Consider the following 12,247-nt stretch of genomic DNA (forward strand, 5'->3'; position numbering starts at 1 on the left):
TTGAGCAAGGCAGTTGCTCCTGCAGGGACAGCGCTGACGCCAGGCTTCGCGCAATCCTGCAGGAGCGGGCTTACTACCTTGCCTATCAGGCGATCAACTGCAGCCAGTCAAACGCCGCCGAAGCCGGCTTGAGGTCGCGCCCCTGGACCGCGCCCAGCCACTGCGCCGACCACTTGTCGCGCAAGGCTGCCAGCGCCGCCGGGTCCTCGGCCTGCACACCGAAGCTGCGCACCTGCGCCTGTGGCGTCCACACCGTCAGCAAGCCCTCGGCAGCGGCTTTCAAGCACAGGTCGACATCGCCATAGGCGCTGGCGAATGCCTGCTCATCCAGGCCCTGCAACGCCCGGTACAGCTCGCTGCCGATCATCAGGCAAGCACCGGAGACCGCCGTGCAGTTCTGCTCCACCGCCAAACGCTGCAGGTAGCCAGTCGCCTCCCCGGCTTCGCCGGCAAAGGCCGGCAGCACCTGGCCATCGGCCGTCAGCAGCAGGCCGGCCTGGCCGAGCTTGCCTTTTGCGTCGAGCAACTTGGCGCCAACCACCCCAACCTCGGGGCGCTGTGCCTGGTTGAGCAGGCTTTCGACCCAGTTGGCATTGACCACTTCGGCATCGGCTGCCAGCAGCACCAGGTATTCCCCCTGGGCCTCGGCCGCAGCAGCATTGCGCAGCGCCGCCGGGCTCAGGCGCTCGGCGCTTTGCAGCACGCGCACCTTGCCGGCCCCCTGCTGCTGTTGCGCCAGCCATTCGAGCAACTGTGGCGACTGGCTGGCGTTGTCGGCGATCAGCACTTCGTAGCGGGCATAGCGGGTGCGCTGCAGGATGCTGCTGACACAACGCTGCAGTGGCTCCAGGTTGTCTTCGCTGAGCAACAGGATGCTCACCAGCGGCCGCTCGACATGGCGATAGTCGATGCGCAAGGTGCCTGCCTGCGGCGCGCTGACCTGGGCTTTATAGCCACGGCTCACCAGGTGCCGGCTCAAGGCCTGGCGGGCATGCTCGTCGTCCCCGGCTTGCGGTACGGCAGTAATCAGCAGCGGCTCATCAAGGTGGGCCAGGCCGCTGAGGCCGCCCCGCTCGATCAGGCGCAACAGCAGGTCGTATTCCAGGGCATCAGTGAACTGTTTGTCGAAACCGCCCGCCTCCACCAGCGCTTCACGGCGCAGCAGCCAGTGGCGCGCCATCAGCGCCGGGTTGCTTTGCAGCAGGTCGAGGTTGACCCCCGGGCGCAGCAGCTCGTGCCAGGCACCGTTGGCCTGGCGCTGGATCTCGTCCACCGCGACCGCGCGGCACTCTGGCGCGTTCATCAGCTCAAGGCCGGCGCGCAGCAGGCCGGTGGCGGTGAACTGGTCACCGGCCTCGGCCAGCAGCAGCCATTCGCAGGAGGTCTGCCGGGCAATCTGGTTGATCCGCTCGACATAGTCCTCGCGGCTGACCTTGATGAAATGCAGGGTGTTGTGCAGCGAGGTGGCCATCGGCGGCTCGCCGGTGGTGAACACCATGATGCGGAACGCCTTGCTCAGGCCACCGACCAGGCTGTCGAAGGTGTCCTGCAGTGCGGTCTGGTTGTTGTCCAGGTCCAGCAGCAAAATGCCGAACTGCGGCCCGCCCTGGTGCAGCGCCAGGTGCTCGGCGATGGCGCTTTGTGCCGCCGCGTCAGGCTTGCGTGCCTGCAGCCAGTCAAGCAGGCGCCCGGAGCGCATATTGCCAAGCAGTTGCCGGCCGCTCTGGTGCGGCACGCTGTTCAGGCGCTCCAGCCAGGCGAACAGCGCCTGGCTTTCCTCGGTATCCCCACGCTCGCGCAGCTGCTCGGCCAGGCCGCGCACCACCTCGCGGTTGAACGCATTGCGCTTGAGCGCATCCCACAGGCGCGACCACACCGTGCCCGGCGTATCGTTGGCCTGGGGCTGCAACAGCTGCTCCTGGCGCAGCAGCAGCGGCTCCAGTTCCTGCAACTGCAGGCGGCCGGCCGGCATGGCGTGGATCAGGAATTCGAATGCGGTCAGTTGGTCGAAGAACGCCTGGTTGTAGAACGGCATCTCGACGTACTGCGCAGGCTGGAAGGTACGCACCGGCGGCTTCAACGGGTCGGCCCAACTCGACACCCAGAGCAGTTCCAGGGTCAGCGCCCGCCCCTTGAGCAAGCCATCGGCCATGGCCGCGAAGCTGTCCAGCGCCAGCTGACGACGGCCCGCATGGTCCAGGCCCTCGATAGCGGTCGGCAGGCCGGCAAAGAAGTCGGCGTAGCGTTCACGCTCGGCAACCGCCTTGGCATCGGTGAACGCCAACACGTGATACACCTCGGTGTTATGCTCCGAGACGCCGTAGTTGGTTTCCCGTACCGCATAGGGGATCGGCAGCAGGCGCGCCTTGGCATTGGTCAGCAGGAAGTAGGCATGGCCGATTTCCTGCCACTCGAAGCTGGTGCCGGCCGGCAGCAGCTCGAACCACTGCTGCAGCAGCGCGGTGCGGGTGATGGCGTAGAACGGCGGGATGAACTCGCCCATGAAGTCCAGCAGGCGCTGCTCGGCGCGCGGTTCGGCGTAGTCTTCGCGAACCTTTTTATTGCGCCGGTGGTACAGCACCTGGGTGGCCTGGGCCAGGTAGTTCAGGCAGTAGCCGTGGCACAGGCCGTAGTCAGGGTTGGCGTCAAGGAAGTCCAGCGACTGGTTCATGCCGTCGAACAGCAGGAAGTCATCATCGGCGGCGAACGCCATGTAGGGCGTACGCACAAGGTTTACGCCGTAGGTCAGCTTGGCCTGCAGGCCCATGTAGGAAAACTGCGGCAAGTGCAGGTATTCCACGCCCGGGTACTGGGCGGCCATCGCCGCTGCCGATTCGGTCGAGGAGTCCAGTACCAGGATCGAGCACGGGTAGTCCTGGTAGTACTGCAGCGTGCGTTGCAGGAACGCCTGACGGTTGTGCGTCATCACTACCAGCGTCAAGCGCTCGCGCAGTGGGGTTGCCTGGTCTGCCGCAAAATTGCCTTGCATAGTCTTCACCACCATTGGCGTTGCCGCCGAAGAAATCGAACTGTGTAAGTGTCTCAGCGAACCCGGCGCAGGTAGCCGTCCGGCGCCACGGTGATCATCAGCTTGTTCTGCATCTGGTAGTCGATCTCGAAGCTGTCGTTACCCTTGAGGTATTCCCAGACTGCGGTCTTGGGGTTGTCACCCACATCCCACGGGCGGTCGGGGAAGGAGCCGGCCGGCATGTCTTCGACCACCGTGTCCATCACCACGCAGTAGCTGCCCACGGCCACCAGCGGCGCGTACAGCTCCAGCTCCTTGAGCACGTGCGCGTGGGTGTGGTTGGAGTCGAGCACCACGATGACCTTCTTGCCCTCGGCAATCGCCCGCACCTGTGCGGCAATGCCCTCGTCGATGCTCGAGCCCTGGATCATGCGCACGCGCTTGCTCATCGGGTGCGCCTCGATGGCTTCGCGGTTGTGCGCGCGGATGTCGATGTCGATGCCCAGCACCTCGCCATGGCCCTGCAGCTCCAGCAGGGAGGCGTAGTAGAGGATCGAGCCGCCGTGGGCGATGCCGCACTCGATGATCAGGTCCGGCTTGACCTGCCAGACGATCTCCTGCATGGCCATCATGTCCTGGGGCAGCTGGATGATCGGCCGGCCCATCCACGAGAAGTGGTAGGTGTACTTGTGTTCGGCGGACTTGTCGTAGAAGTCGCGGGACAACTGCTGCAACGCCTTGTCTTCACCTTGGGCGGCAATTTGCGCGGTGCATTCGGCTTCGAAGGCCTTGATCGGCGAGTCGGTCATTTATCGGGTCTCGGTAGACAGGTGTGCTGAACGGGCGCTTTTGACGGCGTGGCAGTGGCCAGCAGTCATACGGCGGTTTGATTCGGGGTAACTGGAATACTTCACTGGCAGGCCCCCAGCAGTGCCCGCAACTGGCGGGCATCGCCCCAGAACGCCATGGGCTCATAGGCCGGGTAAGGGTAATGCCCCAGGTTCAGCGCAATCTTTGCGCCGCGGCTGGCGATATGCGCCTCCACCAGGTTGCGTACAGATATCGGCCGGCCGCTGCAGCAATTGACTACGCCTGTGAAATCGCGCAGTCCGAGCAGCCCGGCCAGGTTGGCGACCACCGCCTGCACAGGCAGGAAATCGCGCAGCTGTTCGCCGCCAGACATGTCAAAGCACGCCTGCCCTGCGTCAATGGCGCGGTCCAGCGCCGCCAGCAGGCTGTTGGGGTTCTGCCCCTCACCGTACAGGTAGAACAGCCGCACCCATTGCAAGTTGAACGGTAGCTGCCGGGCCAGGCTCTGCAGAAACTGCTGCAGGCTGTGCTTGGCCAGCCCGTAGGGGTTGGCCGGCTGGCACAGCAGCGCCTCGCTCAAGGCGCCGTCCTGCAGCCCGTATTCGAAGCAGGTACCGGTGACCTGCACCTGGCTCACCCCGGCTTCGACCGCACGGCGAATGAAGCCATAGTCGGCCATCAGGTTGTGTTCGAGGTGGAACAGGCCCTGGTAGTTCGGCAAGCCGGGCCAGGCCAGGTGCACCAGCGCATCGATGCCCTCGCACAACGCCCCCACCGCCAACTGCGGGTCGTGAATGTCGGCGCTGACGAACTCGACCTGCTCGAACCACGGCAGCGCCCGGGCCGGCTCCTGCCGGCGCGCCACGGCACGCACCTGGTGCCCGCGAGCGAGCAGCTCGGCGACCAGGTGCCGGCCGACAAAACCGGTGGCACCGGTGACCAGCACTTTCATAGGACAGTCAGCTCCGGCACGGCGATGACGAAACGCCCGCCCCACTCACGGATGTGCGCCTGCTGCTCGCTGACTTCCTTGAGCAGGTTCCACGGCAATACCAGCACGTAGTCAGGCTGTTCGATGGCCAGGCGCTCCGGCGCCACCACCGGAATACGGCTGCCCGGCAGGAACTTGCCCTGCTTGTGCGGGTTGGCGTCGGCGACCCATGCCAGCAGGTCGGGCTTGACCCCGGCATAGTTGAACAAGGTGTTGCCCTTGGCGGCAGCGCCATAACCGACCACGCGCTTGCCCTCGGCCTTGGCCTGCAGCAAGAAGCGCAGCAGCTGCTGCTTGATGCGCTCGGCTGCTGGCGCCAGGGTGTTGTAGAAGGCCGCCGTGGTCACCCCGACCCGCGCCTCGATACCCAGCAAATCATCGACACTGCCCTGGCGCGGCTGCGGGCCGCCGGCACGCTGGGCGAACACCCGCAGCGAGCCGCCGTGGGTGGGCAGTTCGCTGACGTCGAAGATCTCCAGGCCGTTGCGCGCGCACAGGGTGTTCACCGCCGTCAGCGACAGGTAGGAGTAGTGCTCGTGGTACAGGGTGTCGAACTGGTGCTCGGCCATCAGGCACAGCAGGTGCGGGAACTCGAAGGTGGCCACGCCATCGGCCTTGAGCAAGGTGGCAAAGCCGCGCAAGAAGTCGTTGATGTCCGGCACGTGGGCCAGCACGTTGTTGGCCGCCATCAGGTCGGCCGACCAGCCCTCGGCCACCAGCGCCCCGGCGGTTTGCTCGCCGAAGAACACCTCGCGAATCTCCAGGCCCTTGGCACGCGCCGCCTGGGCGGTGCTGCGGGTGGGCTCCACGCCCAGGCACGGGATGCCGCGTTCGGCTACGTACTGCAGCAGGTAGCCGTCGTTGGCGGCGATTTCCACCACGCGGCTTTGCGCGCCGAGGCCAAAACGCTCGACCATCTGCGCCACGTAATCGCGGGCATGGGCCAGCCAGGAGCTTGAGTAGGAGCTGAAATACGCGTAGTCGGCATCGAACAGCGCATCGGCCCGGGTGTAGTCCTCGGTCTGCACCAGCCAGCAGTGCTCGCACACTGCCACTTTCAGCGGCACCCAGGCTTCGGCGGCGGCCAGCTGGTCGGCACGCAGGTAGGCGTTGGACGGCGGCGCGGTGCCGAGGTCGATCAGGGGCAGGCTCAGGCAGGTACCACAGCCACGGCAGTTCATGGACATACTCCGGCAAACGAGGGCGTCAGCCAGGGGTGTTCGGCATCCCGGGCAGACAGATTCTTGACAGCCAGCGGCCAGTCGATGGCCAGCTTCGGGTCATGCACCGACAGCCCGCCTTCACGGCCCGGGGCATAGTCGGCGCTGTGCAGGTACAGCAGTTCGGCCTCCTCACTCAACACCTGGAAGCCATGGGCGAAACCGGCCGGGATCAACAGGCTGCGGCCATCACCAGCGCGCAGGTGCTCGGCGTGCCAGTGCAAAAAGGTCGGCGAGCCCTGGCGCAGGTCCACGGCCACATCCCACACCTTGCCGCGCAGGCAGGTGATGAGCTTGGCTTCCGGGCTATCGCCGAGCTGGTAGTGCAGGCCGCGCACGCTGCCCTGGCCGACGGTGTGCGAGTGGTTGATCTGGCGCACGTGGAACGGCGTGCCCAGCTCGCCCAGGCTGCCCTCGCAGAACAACCGCGAAAAGCGGCCACGGGCGTCGCCATGGCTTTTGTGTACCACGCTGAACAGGCCGTCCAGGGGCAAGGCTTGCAACTGCAGGTCGGTCACGACAGCTCCGCGTACAAGTTCAACTGGTCGAGGGTGAAGGCGCGCATGTTGTCGCCGCGCTGCCAGGCCAGGTGCCAGTCCAGGGTGTGGCGCAGGCACTCGTGCAGCGACCAGCGCGTACGCCAGCCCAGCACCTGGCGGGCGCGGGAGCTGTCCAGGCGCAGCAGGCCGGCTTCATGCAGCTCGCTTTGCTCCACCTGCACGCCCGGGGCGTCCGGCCATTGCCGGGCGAGATAACTGACCACTGAACCCACGCTGCACATGTCCTGCTCGCCCGGGCCGAAGTTCCACGCACCGGCATAGGCCGGGCCTTCTTCGTACAGGCGCTCGGCCAGCAGCAGGTAGCCGGCCAGCGGCTCCAGGGCGTGCTGCCAGGGGCGCACGGCCTGCGGGTAGCGCAGGGTGACCGGCTCGCCGGCCGACCAGGCCTTGAGCACGTCGGGGATCAGGCGGTCGGCGGCAAAGTCGCCGCCGCCCAGCACGTTGCCGGCGCGCGCGGTGGCCATGGCCAGGCCGTGTTCGGCGTGCTTGGCGGCGGGGAAGAACGACGCCGCATAGGATTGCGCCAGCAGCTCGCAGCAGGCCTTGCTGCTGCTGTACGGGTCGTGCCCGCCGAGGGCTTCGTTCTCGCGGTATGGCCAGAGCCATTCCTGGTTGGCGTACACCTTGTCGGTGGTCACCAGCACGCAGGCGCGCACACCGCCCACCTGGCGCACCGCCTCCAGCAGGTTGAGGGTACCCATGACGTTGCTCGAATAGGTGCCCAGCGGGTCGCGGTAAGCCTCGCGCACCAGCGGCTGCGCCGCCAGGTGCAGGACGATCTCGGGTTCGGCCTCGGCGATCACCTCAAGCAACGCGCCCAGGTCACGCAGGTCGCCGCGCACATCCTTGATGCCGGTGCCGGCCTGGGCCAGTTCGAACAGGCTCGGTTCGCTGCCAGGGTCCAGGGCAAAGCCTGTCACCTGTGCGCCCAGCTCACGCAGCCACAGCGCCAGCCAGCTGCCCTTGAAACCGGTGTGGCCGGTCAGCAGGACCCGCTTGCCCTGCCAGAACGCCGGGCTCAGGCCCACTGCTTCCATGGGGCCTCCCCGCTTTGCCAGAGTTGCTCGAGGTGGTTCTTGTCGCGCAGGGTGTCCATCGGGTGCCAGAAGCCGTCGTGCTGGAAGGCGTTCAACTGCGATTCGGCGGCCAGCCGGGCCAAAGGTTCGGACTCCCACGAGGTCTGATCGTCGGCGATGTAGCCGAGCACCTTGGGCGACAGCACGAAGAAGCCGCCGTTGATCCAGCCGCCGTCACCGCGGGGCTTTTCGACGAAGCCTTTGACCTGGTCGCCGTCACGCTCAAGGGCGCCGTAGCGGCCTGGCGGTTGTACGGCGGTGACGGTGGCGAGCTTGCCATGGGCGAGGTGGAAGTCCACCAGGGCGCCGATGTTCAGGTCGGACACGCCGTCACCGTAGGTGAAGCAGAAGGCTTCTTCGTCTTCCAGGTAGCGTGCGGCGCGGCGCAGGCGGCCGCCGGTCATGGTTTCCTCGCCGGTGTCCACCAGGGTGACGCGCCACGGCTCGCTGTAGTTCTGGTGCACGTCCATGCGGTTGGCGCGCATGTCGAAGGTGACGTCGGAGGTATGCAGGAAGTAGTTGGCGAAGAAATCCTTGATCGCATAGCCCTTGTAGCCCAGGCAGATCACGAAGTCATGGATGCCGTGGGCCGAGTACTGCTTCATGATGTGCCAGAGAATTGGCTTTCCGCCGATCTCGATCATGGGCTTGGGCTTGAGGTGGGACTCTTCGCTGATACGCGTGCCCAGTCCACCGGCCAGAATTACCGCCTTCATGTTGTCCCCTCTTGTTCGTCACCGGCCATGGCTCGTGTGGCTGCACGATTTATGGCGATATCAGAGGGGACTTGCAGGAAACGCGCCAGAGTGATGCTGCCGGCGAATGTCCATACCCGTCAGCCGACAAAACCCGAGGCCGCTCTGCGGCCTTTCGCGGGCAAGCCCGCTCCCACACGTTCGGCGAACGTCCAAGGCTTCACGCAATCCGGTGGGAGCGGGCTTGCCCGCGAAGGGCTGCACAGCAGCCCCGTCATACACTGGCCTCAGCCCGGCATCCAGCCGCTGTACCAGTGCTGCACGTGGTCCTCGCGCAGCACGTAGTCGCGCAGCACTTCCTGCCTCAGGCGGTCGCCCTGGCGGTAGCTTTCGTCCGGGTCGGCCAGGTGCATGCGGATCGCCTGCAACCACTCCTCGGTGCTGTTGGTCTTGATCCGCGTGCACGGCAGGTAGCCTTCGTAGGCGCGGGTGTCGGTGACGATGACCGGGTAGCCGCACACCCCGTACTCCAGCAGGCGCAGGTTGCTCTTGCAGTCGTTGAAGATGTGGAACTCCAGCGGCGCCAGGGCAAGGTCCAGGTTCAGGCTGGCCAGCTTGGCCGGGTACAGCTCCATGGGCACCGGCGGGTGGAACTCCTTGAGGTACGGGCGCAGCGCCGGCGGGCACATGCCGAAGAAGATCCAGTCCACTTCATTGGCCAGGGCCTTGACCACCTCGGCGATCACTTCAAGGTCGCCGGTGTGGCTGGTACCACCACCCCAACCGACCCGCGGCTTGCGCGAACTGCGGCGCTGGCTGCGCAGGCCGGTCCACAGCTGCTCGGCAAGCATGTTCGGCATTACCCGGATGTCGCTGTGCGCACCGTGCAGCGCATCGGCCAGGGCCTGGGTCGAGACCACCAGGCGGTCGCAGCGCTCGATGCCGCGGCGCAGCGATTTCTGCAGGTCGTGCGGCACGTGCTTGAGGTGGTCGTTCTTTTTCGGCACATCGACCACATAGTCATCCAGCTCGTAGATGCAAAAGCCCTTGGAAAAGGTCTTGAGGCGCTCGATCTCCTTGACGAAGTTCTCTTGGTAACGCCCCTGCACGACCACCACATCCGGCGCGCTGCGCTCAAGCTCCACATTGGTGGGGATCTCGAAGTATTGCTGCTGGGTCACCCAGCCGGCTTTGTCCAGCTCGTTCAGCGGCTGGATCACCCGGTAATGGCCGACGGCGCCGGTGTTCATCGGCAGCGCCAGCACATGGGGCAGCGAGCGCCCGGCAAACGGCATCCAGCCGGCCTTGAGGCCCGGCTCCAGGCAAAAGCCGGAGCCGCCCAGGGCCAGGTTGATGTTGTAGGCCGGGTCCCGTGCCACCATCGGCATCCAAACCTTGGCAAACACCTCGTGCTGCTGCACCAGGCGCGCCTGGCGCTCGGCGCTGCGGGCAGCGTCGGATGCGGCGTCTGCCGGGCGGTCCAGCACCAGCCGGGCATCGGGCGCCCACACCACCAGGTAACCGGCCTGGCCCAGGCGCAGGCCAAGGTCGATATCGCTGAAGGCAACGCCGAACTGCGCATCGTTCAGGCCACCGACGCTGTCGAACAGCGCCTTGCGCACCAGCAGGCAGTCGGCCGTCACCGCCGAGTAGTTCTGCGCCACCTGCAGGCGTTGCATGTAGCCGCCCGCCTCTGCCGGCTCGCCAACGAAGGGTGATGCCACCCCGCCACGCAGGCCCAGCACGCTGCCCGCCTGGACCACCAGGCCGCGGGCATCGCACAGCTTGGCACCGACTGCGCCGACTTCTTGACGTTGGCCATGGCCAAGCAGCGCATCGAGCCAGCCCGGCTCGGTGACCACGGCGAACGGGCTCAGCATCAGCAGGTAGTTGCCCCGGGCCTGCTGCGCTGCAAGGTTCTGCTGCGTGGCGAAGCTGGTTTCTTCACCCAGGCTCAGCACCCGCAGCTTGCCGCCGCCCAACTGCTGCATCGCCGCCAGCCAGGCGTGAATGTCGGCGCCTTGGCTTGCGTTGTCGACGATCAGCACTTCGTAGTGCGGGTAGGCGGTTTTTTCCAGCACGCTTTCCAGGCAGCGCTCGAGCGCCGGCAACTGGTCGCGCACACTGATCACCAGGGTTACCAGGGGCTGCGCGGCATGCAGGTAACGCACCTGGTTGATCAGCCCGTCGCTGTTGCGCAGCTGGTAGGTGACGCCCAGGCGCTCGAGGTGGGCCTTGAGCAGTTGCGGGTTTTCCTCGATCACGGCCGCCGACGACAGCCAGGCGGCATAACCGAAGGTGCTCTCGCCCAGCACTTCAGGGATGTGCTCGATGACTTGCGGGCCCTGCGCTTCCACCAACCGCCAGAGCAGGTCATGGGGGGCCAGTTCGCGGTAGCCGGCGGCAAAACCGCCCAGGGCCTGCAGCGCACTGCAGGAGAACGCCAGCATGCGCCCGGTGTAGGGGTAGCCGCGCATCAGGTCGAGGTTGAAGTCGGGCTTGAACACCGGCTCCTGGGACTCCCCGTCACGCAACACACCCTCATCGCCATAGCAGCAGGCGATCTGCGGGCGCGACACGATGCGTTCGGCCAAAAGCATCAGGCTGAAGGCGCTGAGGCGGTCGCCGGCACGCAGCAGGTAAACCCAGTCCGCCCCGCCCAGTTGCGCGAGCTGGCCGTTCAGTTGCACAGCCCAGTCGGCCTGCAGCGGCTGGCTGATGACCCTGGCGCCCCACTCCCGCGCCTTGGGCGAGCGCGACAACACCAGGGCGGCATCGGCGGCGTAGGCCTGGCCTGCGATGCTGTCCAGCGTCACTTGCAACGCCTGGGCATCGCCGTCGCTGTCGATCACCACCGGCACGATGCGCGGGCGCACCGGCCAGTGCTCGCTCAGGCGCATCAGCCGCGCCAGCACCAGCGGGTCCTGGCGGCAGGCCAGCCATTTGCCGTAGAGCTCGGCAAAACTGTCGCTGTCGCTGCCAACCTTGGAGTCATGAATGGCTTGCAGGCAGCGCAGGGTGTGCACCAGGAACAGGTTGTCCCAGGCACGCGGGGCGTCAAGCTCGTCGCCCTGGAGGAACTGCACCCGCACCCAGCCGCTGAACGGCTCACCCTCGCGGGTGCGCGCGGCGAACATGTCGCGCAGGTGCTGCGCCTCTGTCGCGGCGGCGGTCTTGATGTCGGCCTGGCTGCTCAACTGGCCCGGGTGGAGCCGCTCGATGCAATGTACCCCGGCAGTCACGCCCAGGTGCCCACGGCGCAGCAGGCACACGAACAGCACCAGATCGAGCAGCGCCACGAACCCCGGCGCCAGCGCCGGCAGCAGCTCGCGCAGGTCACTGGCGCGCAGCAGCACGCAGCTCAAGCCACCGATGAAATTGAGCTGGCGCGTCTCGAAGAAGTCCAGCAGATCGCTGCCATTGAACAGCGTGGCGCCAAAGGTGAGCGGGCTGGTTTCCAGGCGCTGCGGCAGGATGTGATCGCCTTCATCCCCCAGGTGGCGGCGGGCCGCGACCAGGCTGATCTCGGGCTGCGCCCTGAACAATTGCACCTGGCTGGACACGCAATCGGCCATCAGGCGGTCATCGTCGCAAAGGAACTTGATGTAGTCGCCCTGGCTTTGCTCAAACCCCTGCTGCAGGTTACCGGCAAACCCCAGGGGCTGCGGGTTGCGCAGGTACAGCAGCGGGTGGCGGGCCAGTGCGCGCAGCTCCTCGACCGAGGCTTCGATCTCGGGCCCGCGGCTGTCGTCGCAAACGATGATTTCGAGGTTTTCGTAGTCCTGGGCCAGGGCGCTGGCCAGGGCCGCACGGAAGAACCGCGGGTTGCAGGCGGGGATGACGAGGCTGACCAGGGGGGCTGGGTTCACGACACAAATCTCTCGACAGGCGACTGCCCGCAGAGAATTCAGAACAGTCGCTACCACA

Annotated in this window: 8 protein-coding genes; all 8 read right to left on the reverse strand. The window is 66.2% G+C overall.

The annotated features are described in order from the left end of the window. Positions 1-85: 85 nt before the first annotated feature. Entirely contained in the window at positions 86-2,989 is a 2,904-nt protein-coding gene (locus KSS93_RS21785; RefSeq protein WP_217885935.1) for a TIGR00180 family glycosyltransferase, read from the reverse strand. A 53-nt stretch (positions 2,990-3,042) separates the two neighbouring features. Next, positions 3,043-3,777, reverse strand: a complete 735-nt coding sequence (locus KSS93_RS21790) for a cephalosporin hydroxylase family protein (protein ID WP_217885936.1) — start codon at positions 3,775-3,777, stop codon at positions 3,043-3,045. A gap of 101 nt (positions 3,778-3,878) precedes the next feature. After that, a complete protein-coding gene (locus KSS93_RS21795) occupies positions 3,879-4,730 on the reverse strand; it encodes an NAD-dependent epimerase/dehydratase family protein (RefSeq protein WP_217885937.1) in 852 nt (283 codons plus the stop codon). Next, on the reverse strand, positions 4,727-5,950 hold the full coding sequence (locus KSS93_RS21800; protein WP_217885938.1) for a class I SAM-dependent methyltransferase: 1,224 nt from the start codon (positions 5,948-5,950) through the stop codon (positions 4,727-4,729). Before KSS93_RS21800 ends, KSS93_RS21795 begins: the two co-directional genes overlap by 4 nt. Further along, positions 5,947-6,507, reverse strand: a complete 561-nt coding sequence (locus KSS93_RS21805; RefSeq protein WP_217885939.1) for a dTDP-4-dehydrorhamnose 3,5-epimerase family protein — start codon at positions 6,505-6,507, stop codon at positions 5,947-5,949. The genes KSS93_RS21800 and KSS93_RS21805 overlap by 4 nt, the downstream gene beginning before the upstream one ends. Continuing rightward, entirely contained in the window at positions 6,504-7,586 is a 1,083-nt protein-coding gene (gene rfbG, locus KSS93_RS21810; protein WP_217885940.1) for a CDP-glucose 4,6-dehydratase, read from the reverse strand. Before rfbG ends, KSS93_RS21805 begins: the two co-directional genes overlap by 4 nt. Beyond that, complete coding sequence (rfbF, locus tag KSS93_RS21815) at positions 7,568-8,341, reverse strand: glucose-1-phosphate cytidylyltransferase (protein WP_217885941.1); 774 nt, start codon at positions 8,339-8,341, stop codon at positions 7,568-7,570. The genes rfbG and rfbF overlap by 19 nt, the downstream gene beginning before the upstream one ends. Positions 8,342-8,607: 266 nt before the next feature. Beyond that, positions 8,608-12,189 carry a glycosyltransferase gene (locus tag KSS93_RS21820; RefSeq protein ID WP_217885942.1) on the reverse strand — a complete coding sequence of 1,194 codons (3,582 nt, stop codon included), beginning with the start codon at positions 12,187-12,189 and terminating at the stop codon, positions 8,608-8,610. Positions 12,190-12,247 lie beyond the last annotated feature (58 nt).

The organism is Pseudomonas xanthosomatis (genome assembly GCF_019139835.1).
Lineage (GTDB): Bacteria > Pseudomonadota > Gammaproteobacteria > Pseudomonadales > Pseudomonadaceae > Aquipseudomonas > Aquipseudomonas fakonensis.

What these genes read in the sequence shown, in the direction of transcription:
- rfbG (WP_217885940.1), bottom strand. Translation starts at nt 7,586, where the DNA reads ATGGAAGCAGTGGGCCTGAGCCCGGCGTTCTGGCAGGGCAAGCGGGTC.
- KSS93_RS21790 (WP_217885936.1), bottom strand. Translation starts at nt 3,777, where the DNA reads ATGACCGACTCGCCGATCAAGGCCTTCGAAGCCGAATGCACCGCGCAA.
- rfbF (WP_217885941.1), bottom strand. Translation starts at nt 8,341, where the DNA reads ATGAAGGCGGTAATTCTGGCCGGTGGACTGGGCACGCGTATCAGCGAA.
- KSS93_RS21795 (WP_217885937.1), bottom strand. Translation starts at nt 4,730, where the DNA reads ATGAAAGTGCTGGTCACCGGTGCCACCGGTTTTGTCGGCCGGCACCTG.
- KSS93_RS21800 (WP_217885938.1), bottom strand. Translation starts at nt 5,950, where the DNA reads ATGAACTGCCGTGGCTGTGGTACCTGCCTGAGCCTGCCCCTGATCGAC.
- KSS93_RS21785 (WP_217885935.1), bottom strand. Translation starts at nt 2,989, where the DNA reads ATGCAAGGCAATTTTGCGGCAGACCAGGCAACCCCACTGCGCGAGCGC.